Origin of the sequence: Vibrio sp. 10N.261.52.A1 (assembly GCF_002876325.1) — a bacterium.
GTDB classification, from domain to species: Bacteria; Pseudomonadota; Gammaproteobacteria; order Enterobacterales; family Vibrionaceae; genus Vibrio; species Vibrio chagasii.
This window is the reverse complement of record NZ_MCYD01000595.1, coordinates 1-8,256: the sequence shown is the minus strand read 5'-3', so window position 1 is coordinate 8,256 and position 8,256 is coordinate 1. Positions and strand designations below refer to the sequence as shown.

Genomic DNA, 8,256 nt, shown 5'->3' with positions numbered 1-8,256 from the left:
GACTAACTAGTACGAGCACTGTTTTTTGGTAACGGCCCTTATGGGTTATCAATACCGAAGCCATTACGAAGCGCAAACTGGATTAGCTCCGTATGGTTATCGAGTTCGAGGAGAGCTAACATTCGATATTTGTGAGATTCGATCGTTCTTGGGCTTAAAAACAGAATGTCGGCACATTGCTTAGCGGTGTAACCTTGCGCCAGCTGCGCAAGTACAGCGCATTGTTTTTTTGTAAGTAACAAGAGTTTTTCACTCTCATTGATATTACTGGCTTCATCACTGGTCACACTACGAGTCATTTTGGAGTGTTGCCAAAAACAGAGCCAAACATCACTCAGCATTTTGATTCGCTTCAAATCACGCTCTTCAATCGGAGTGTCGTAACGCTTGAACCTAGAGAAACCGATAGCGCCCCATTGTTGCCCAAATAACGATAAGCTCACGATAGCGTGCCAATGAGCGCCTTCTTGATAGAGTTCACGTAGCGGATCGATCTTGTGGTTCGCGAGTGATTGCTCTGGAAATAGCTGCCAACACTCTTTAGATCGTAAAAGCTGCAGATATTCAAGGTAGTTGCCTTTTAGAAAGCGCTCCATCTCGAGTGGGGGCATTCCGACTTGAGAGACAGACATACTTTTCCCTGTATCCAAAAGAATCATCGAGTTTGGAAACAGAGTAAGCCTATCTAGATTAAACCAAGCAAGAGCCTCCTGAGCGAGTGACACAAATGTCTTATCAAAATCTTTTGGCTGACATGCGGTCAAGGTGTCGGTTTGGTGACCTAAGAGCTCTTCAAAGCTATCGAATTGGTTGTCTTTCATACTGACCGTCTGTTGTGGTTTAAGACAAAAATAACGGCAAGAGCTAAAATGTGTCAACCTAAGTAGAGAATGTCGTTCGTATTGAGCCGAATTTAGTACCTAAGTGTTAGAGCGAGGGTGATCTATGGTGGTGATTAGCGCTAGGTGAATAGCTTTCTAAAGAGGCCCGTCAAATGTCTAAGTTTAATAGACGAGTTTGGGATAATGCCAACATAATGAGCCGAGTATGTTGGCAGCTTGTAATATCGTTATTTTCTTTGTAGCGCCCGCTGTTCGTTATCAAAGAGACTTAAGCTACTAAGATATAAGATTTTATTTGAATAAAACCTTCTGGGTTGGCAATGATGAACTACATTTAAAAGAGATGTAGTTCATCATTTTCATGTGTGAGATTGTTGGAGGAGGAATAAATCATTGTTAGATCCAGCCATAGGCAAACAAATACAGTGGCCATGTGATTTGCCACAAGATCTCATCGATAGCTTGCTTGAGATTGCCGTATTTAAAACCGGCATTCATAGCTTGGAAATTACACAAAAGTTTCAAAACCTACCTGGCGTTTTCTATATTCTTAGCGGCTCTGCGGGTATCTGTTTTTCTACTCAAAATATGAAGAGCTTATCAGGAGGAGTGATCGGTAAAGGTGATTGGATGGGGGCCTTGTCGATTCATGCTGAATACAATCTTTTTGCGGTAGCTGAAGAAGTGGAACCGATTACCATGGTACTTTTCCCATCGGAAAAGGTACTAGAGTTGGCTGAAGAGCAGTGCATGGTATTTAAGTGGCTGCTGCATTGTGGCACTAAAGCACAATCGATTTGGATGCAGGCTTACCTTTCCTCTATCCATGAAAAAGAACAAAAAACGATTTATGTACTTTTAGAACTCGCTGCGCGCCAAAATAACATAGCGGGAGCTACCGTGAGTGTTAACGTGTCACAAACTCAATTGAGTACGATTACTGGTATTTCTCGCTCACGCTTGAACGAAGTGTTGAAAGGAATAGAACAGGACGGTTTGGTCAAGATTCAAAGGGGTAAAGTATTCATCTCAGATGTTGAAGGGCTATACGAACGTATTTCACCAATGAATCTAATGATGCGTGATCCAGTTGCGGAGATAAAATCCCAGTAGCGTATGCTTTACGCTAAATGATTGAAAACAAAATACCTACAACTTTATAGGTAAACTATAGGCTAATGTTCTTTTGGGAACATACATAAGCCCTTGGAATAGATAACTTCTACCTGATATTTATAAATTTAATTTTGAGTAAATGGTGTTGTTATGAAAATGGCTGTTTTGGAATACAAAGTGTGTGGCATAGGTGAGTGGATAAAAACTAGAGTATCAAGCCGTTGCGCACATTTACTGGCTGCTGAATATGAATTGATGGGATGGCCGATCAAAATCGACGGAGAAGTGTTTTCTGCTGAGAACGCATAGTGCAAACGCGCACCAATCGGGCGAATACGGAAAGGTAGTTACCCTATAGTTGATACAAAAAAGCTGGCGATTGAATGCCAGCTTTTTTATTAAGACGATCAACAAGTAGGATTTACTTGTTCACGAACTCTTTGAATGTTTGCTTGGTTTCAGCGTCGGCTTTTTCATACCAGAAGTACAGCATTTCTTCGGCCGTGTTAGACGCGTTGCCATCAATTTTTGCTGGTAGTGTTACTGGCTGAACAACTGCAGCGGCTGTAGCACCTGTCGTTAATGCGGCAATACCACCTGTACGGTTGTATTCTTTCGCTTCTTGAGGGTATTTACGGCCAACCTGCATGCCATCTTTGGTTAATTTGTCTTGCTTAACACTGATTGCATTTTGGTTCTCATCAACCAATTTCCAATCTAGGTTCTGAAAGCCTTTTCTCGCTTCGTTAGCGTTGCGGAACTTAGGCATGTCGAACGTTACCGTTGTGTCTGTCGCGTCAAAAGTAGCAATAATTGCGTCACTATCGACAAACTCACGATCGTTACCTTGACTAAAAGCAAGCTGATATTGGAAAACGATTTGGTTTACACCGTCTGGCACGGTGATCGTTTTGCTTGAAGAGAAAAAACCACCCTCAAGATCAGGTTTAGCCTCATTAACCGCTAAGACTTCAACTAGAGCATCTGCGCTAGAAGGAACTTCAATTTTTACATCAGCTAACACTTGTGGTGCTGCGATAATTGTGGAAAGCAGTGCAATGGATTGTAATGTTTTCATAATCATACAGTTATTGGTGTGAGATATTTTACAATCTCACGCAGAACAAAGTATTTCAAGTTACCTTGTCTCTATTTGGCAAAATTCACCGAAACTTAACCTAAGCCTAATTATTGAGCGTGTTACCTGTACGTTTCTTATCCGCGTAAGAGTGGTTTAGTGCATCTGGTGGGGTGACGTCATCATCAAGAACCTCAGTATCAGTAGGTGATTGAAGCGTGATGTAGATAGGAACAAAAGCACATACCCAAATCGCATAAATGGTAATGACCCGGTTCAATATAACAAACCATGCCTCACTACCGGACACGGAAACGTAGTATCAAACGAGAGTAAGTAAGGTACAGACAATCGCCCACATAATGGCTGAAAATGGCTCTTTAGTGGTTGATGCGAGCAGTACTATCGTAATGTAAGGTACAGCCATCGCGATACCTAATGGCACGTGATAGTCGACGACAAAAATGAGCGTAGCGCCCGCCGCCAAAAGTAGATGTGGACCAATACTAGGTAGGTTCAATTTCATATGACACCCCAGTTAACCCGTTTTACGTTGTTGGTTGAGTTTGTGTATTAAGCGTGTTGCTTGATGGCTGTTTACCATGAGTCGATTGATGAGTTGTTGCAGCAGTTCGGCTTCCGGCATGATGTGCTGCTCTGTGGTTTGCGCTGCAGAGATAGCAAGCTCAAGCACCTCATACATTTCGTGTTTAGATGCAATGGCGATAACGGCTTTTAAAGTTCTCGATAGATCATCGGGTTTATCATCCGAGAAGAGGGCTATTAGCTCATCAATTTCAGTTTCTAATTCATCAACTAAGTTGTTTATACACTTGAGTTTTTCATTACCTTCTAGCTTATCGCCCTCGAGTAATGGGCTACGGGATATTTCCTCTTCTGTAAGAGGCAGTTTGTTCTTCGGTGGACGAGTCAGCATGGTGACATTGCTATTACTCGTTTCCGTTGATTGACGAGAATGAACAGATTGGAGTCGGTTTATCTCAAACTGATGATGAAACTCATTAATGGCATTTTGTAAGCTGTTTTTTTGCAATGGTTTCGTAAGGACAAAGTTCGCCCCTAACACAAGAAACTCGTCATGAGCCTCATCACCTCAGCACCGTTGGTTTGAAGGCTGTGGCAGGTTTCGCAACTGACGCTGCGATTAGAGGAAAGATTTGGATCTTTGAAGAGTACCCAGCCAATTTTTGCCAGATCATGATCGATTTCAGTGGCGTTAGGAATTGGAAAGACTTTGATACTAGATGTCGTGAGTTGGCGGGTTTTATGCGTGTCGCTTGCGTGTGAATCCGAATGAGACGAATCAGCAGGGTGATGGTCTTTGTGCTCAAAGGAAGAGTGAGAGTTTGAAGATGCACCATCATAAACCAGTATAGCGATCGAAACACACATAACAGTTATGCTTATTCCAGCCAAGTAGGATGTCTTCATAGCATCAGTTCCATCTAAATTTAATCCATTAAATCAATTCAGGATCCGCCTGAATTACCCCCTTATTTACCTTGTAAATTATCAGGGTTCCTTTATGAATCTATTGTCATATTAATGTTGCAAGATAAGGAGTAGGGATAGGAACATTGGCGGGTAGATACAGAAAGGCCGTGGAAACTACTTTCAGTCACCACGGCTTTGTATTTGATTATGTATTTAATTTAGTTGTTCAACTTAAAATACATAATTAAGTTTTGCTTATTTAGCTTGCGCTGCTGCCGCTTCTAGTTGCTTAAGTTTACCTTTAAGCATGTAAACGTTCTGGTTGAAGTTACCAGGGTTCAACACTTGGCTTTGTTGCATTGGGTAGTCAGGTAGCGTCTGCATGAACTCTTGTACTTTGCCGCCTACTGGTACGAATAGCCACATGTTGTCTGCCATCCAACGTAGGTACATGCCAGATTCATGTGGTGCTTTTTCGAATGGGTCAGCACGTAGGTGTACAACTTGAGGCCAGTTTGTTTGGAAACGTACTGCATCGGTAATGTTACCGTCCATTACAGCGAATGAAATCTTGAAGTCATTCCAACGCACCGCGTTTAGCTCTGCGTTCGCTGAGAAGTAAAGTAGGCTGTTACGAGGACCTTTCTCTTCTTTACCTTCGAAGTAAGGCATGAAGTTGTAACCATCTAGGTGTACACGCCAGTTCTTACCGTTGTATGTAGCACCTTTGTCAGACGCTAGCTTCTCAACCACTTTGTCATCACCAGCTGCTGCTAGTAGAGTAGGGATCCAGTCTTGGTGTGCCATGATGTCGTTAATCTTGCTACCCGGTTTGATTACGCCTGGCCAGCGAACTAGCTGAGGAACACGCATACCACCTTCGTAAGTTGTACCTTTCTCACCATGGAAGTAAGTCGCACCGCCGTCAGGCCAAGATACTGTTTCTGCACCGTTATCGGTAGAGTAAATTACGATTGTGTTGTCTGCGATCTTCAGCTCATCAAGCTTGTCTAGAAGGATACCAACTTGGTCATCGTGCTCTAGCATGCCGTCAGCGTAGATGCTGATACCAGATTTACCTTGGTATTTTTCTTGTAGACGAGTCCACACGTGCATACGTGTTGTGTTGTGCCAGATAAAGAATGGTTTGTCAGCTTTCACTGCTTTTTCCATAAACGCTAGAGATTCTTCTAGGAACTCTTCATCCGCGTGCTCCATACGCTTACGCGTCATAGGACCTGTATCTTCGATCTTACCGTCAGCAGTAGACTTGATTACACCACGTGGACCGAAGTTCTTACGGAACTCAGGATCTTTAGGGTAGTAGTATGTCTCTGGTTCTTCTTCTGCATTCAGGTGGTAAAGGTTACCGAAGAACTCGTCAAAACCGTGGTTCGTAGGAAGGTGTTTGTCTTGGTCACCCATGTGGTTCTTACCGAACTGAGCTGTCATGTAGCCCTGTTCTTTAAGAAGGTCTGCGATAGTTGGAGCCCAGTCTGGGATACCGTGATCAGAACCTGGCATACCAATGGTAAGTAGACCTGTACGGAAAGGTTCTTGACCTGTTAGGAATGCAGCACGACCAGCTGTACACGATTGTTGACCGTAGTGGTCAGTAAATAGTGCGCCTTCGTTAGCAATACGGTCGATGTTAGGTGTTTCGTAACCCATCATTCCGTTGTTATATGCACTGATGTTGAATACACCAATGTCATCACCCCAGATAGCAAGAATATTTGGTTTTTCTGCTGCGGTTGCCGCTGAAGAAGCTGCTAATAAGCCAACACCTAATGCTAGTTTATTAATTTTAGTACCCATAAGGACTCCGATTCACTTTTAAGATTAATGCGTTAGAACAACGCATCGATGGACAAATGTTATTCCCAAAACTGGGTTCCGTCCTTTTATAGTGTTTATAACCAATCGTTATGATGTAGGGTTAAATTATTGATTAATAGGAGTTTAACTTGATACTTCTAATAACCCTTAGTTTACATGGGTGATCCCTATCAAGTTTGTCGATGCAAATCAAACCAGTAAGTTTTGTATCCTTGTCTCTATAAAAATGACAAAAAGATTAATAGCTTACGGAATCTCGCGCATGCGTAAAAAATGAACTATACGTTGTAGGGCAGGATGCAAATAACTTACAAAGAGGTTTCTATGACAGCGAAATATGGCGTCAAGCGTCGATTAGCGATTTTGGGGACAGCGATGATTGCGGCTTCCACCACTACATTCGCCGCTGAAAAACCAAATATTCTCGTCATTTGGGGTGATGACATTGGTCAATCTAATGTTAGTGCTTACACCTTTGGCTTAATGGGCTATCAAACTCCGAATATTGATAGCATCGCTAAAGAAGGCATGATGTTTACCGATTACTACGCAGAGCAGTCGTGTACCGCAGGTCGCTCTACGTTCATTACTGGTCAAAGTGTATTACGAACAGGCTTAAGTAAAGTAGGTTTACCTGGGGCGGATATTGGCCTTCAAGCAGAAGATGCTACGATCGCGGAACTGCTCAAGCCTATGGGTTACATGACAGGCCAATTTGGTAAAAACCACCTTGGCGATAAAGATGAATTTCTTCCAACAGCGCACGGGTTTGACGAATTTTTTGGCAACCTCTATCACCTAAATGCTGAAGAAGAACCAGAAAATGAAGATTACCCTAAAGACCCAGAGTTTCGTAAGAAGTTTGGGCCGCGTGGCGTTATCAAGTCGTTCGCTGACGGCAAGATCGAAGATACTGGTCCTTTAACACGTAAGCGTATGGAGACGGTAGATGAAGAAACGCTAGATGCGGCACTCGACTTTATGGACCGCGCAGTGAAAGCCGACAAACCATTCTTTGTTTGGTGGAACGCCACGCGTATGCACTTTAGAACACACGTTCAGCCAGATAGCAAAGGCGTCACCGGCATTGGTAACTATGCCGATGGTATGGTTGAGCACGATAGACACGTTGGTCAGTTACTGAAACAAGTCGACGAATTGGGTATTAAAGACAACACCATTGTTTTTTACTCAACGGATAATGGTCCACACATGAACTCTTGGCCTGATGCGGGTACAACCCCGTTCCGTGGTGAGAAAAACACCAACTGGGAAGGGGCATATCGTGTGCCAGCCATGGTTCGTTGGCCGGGTAAAATTGAACCTGGAACTGTCTCTAACGAAATCATGCATCACATGGACTGGATGCCAACATTCCTTGCTGCAGCGGGTGATGATCAGATCAAAGAGAAGCTACTCAAAGGTCATACCGCGGGTGATAAAACCTTTAAGCTTCACCTAGATGGTTACAACTTCCTCCCTTACCTAACAGGTGAAGAAGAAAAAGGTCGTCGTCACGAAATCTTCTACTTCACAGATGATGGTGATTTAGCGGCGCTTCGTTATAACCAATGGAAAGCGGTATTCATGGAGCAACGAGCTACGGGTACTATGCAAATTTGGGCTGAACCGTTTGTGACCTTGCGTCTTCCTAAGTTGTTTAACCTTAGAATGGACCCTTACGAAAATGCTGATATTACATCGAATACATACTACGACTGGTTGCTTGACCACGCGTACATGTTCGTTCCAGCACAAGCGTATGTGGGCAAGTTCCTAGAAACATTCGCTGAATATCCACCACGTCAAAAAGCGGCGAGCTTTAGTTTAGATCAGGTTATGGAGAAACTTCAGGAGTCCCATAACAAGTAATCGACGGTTTGGGTATATCAACTGTATGAAAAGAGCTCTTCGGAGCTCTTTTTT

At 43.1% G+C, this 8,256-nt stretch carries 6 protein-coding genes and 3 pseudogenes; 3 read left to right on the top strand and 6 right to left on the bottom strand.

Annotated features, from left to right (window positions below):
* Positions 1-38: 38 nt before the first annotated feature.
* Positions 39-821 carry a LuxR C-terminal-related transcriptional regulator gene (locus tag BCT81_RS10325; RefSeq protein ID WP_102424098.1) on the bottom strand — a complete coding sequence of 261 codons (783 nt, stop codon included), beginning with the start codon at positions 819-821 and terminating at the stop codon, positions 39-41.
* Between the two features lie 414 nt (positions 822-1,235).
* On the opposite strand from BCT81_RS10325, the gene BCT81_RS10320 reads away from it, so the two are divergent.
* Both BCT81_RS10320 and BCT81_RS29305 read left to right on the top strand, forming a co-directional pair.
* Positions 1,236-1,955, top strand: a complete 720-nt coding sequence (locus tag BCT81_RS10320; RefSeq protein ID WP_102424097.1) for a Crp/Fnr family transcriptional regulator — start codon at positions 1,236-1,238, stop codon at positions 1,953-1,955.
* Between the two features lie 153 nt (positions 1,956-2,108).
* Positions 2,109-2,267: a hypothetical protein gene (locus BCT81_RS29305; protein WP_171750743.1), complete on the top strand. Its 159-nt coding sequence runs from the start codon at positions 2,109-2,111 to the stop codon at positions 2,265-2,267.
* A 112-nt stretch (positions 2,268-2,379) separates the two neighbouring features.
* Here BCT81_RS29305 and BCT81_RS10315 read toward each other — a convergent pair whose 3' ends face one another.
* From BCT81_RS10315 to BCT81_RS10295, 5 genes and pseudogenes are all read right to left on the bottom strand, one after another.
* Entirely contained in the window at positions 2,380-3,036 is a 657-nt protein-coding gene (locus BCT81_RS10315; RefSeq protein WP_102424095.1) for a DUF2057 family protein, read from the bottom strand.
* Between the two features lie 106 nt (positions 3,037-3,142).
* Positions 3,143-3,562 (bottom strand): annotated as a pseudogene (locus tag BCT81_RS10310) (hypothetical protein).
* 12 nt (positions 3,563-3,574) lie between these two features.
* Positions 3,575-4,144, bottom strand: a pseudogene (locus tag BCT81_RS10305) (hybrid sensor histidine kinase/response regulator); the annotation flags it as partial.
* Positions 4,144-4,488 (bottom strand): annotated as a pseudogene (locus BCT81_RS10300) (cytochrome c peroxidase); the annotation flags it as partial. The pseudogenes BCT81_RS10305 and BCT81_RS10300, both read right to left, overlap by 1 nt.
* A 258-nt stretch (positions 4,489-4,746) precedes the next feature.
* On the bottom strand, positions 4,747-6,309 hold the full coding sequence (locus tag BCT81_RS10295) for an arylsulfatase (protein WP_102424094.1): 1,563 nt from the start codon (positions 6,307-6,309) through the stop codon (positions 4,747-4,749).
* A gap of 345 nt (positions 6,310-6,654) precedes the next feature.
* Between BCT81_RS10295 and BCT81_RS10290 the strand changes: the two genes are divergently transcribed.
* Positions 6,655-8,202, top strand: a complete 1,548-nt coding sequence (locus BCT81_RS10290) for an arylsulfatase (protein ID WP_102424092.1) — start codon at positions 6,655-6,657, stop codon at positions 8,200-8,202.
* Positions 8,203-8,256: the final 54 nt, after the last annotated feature.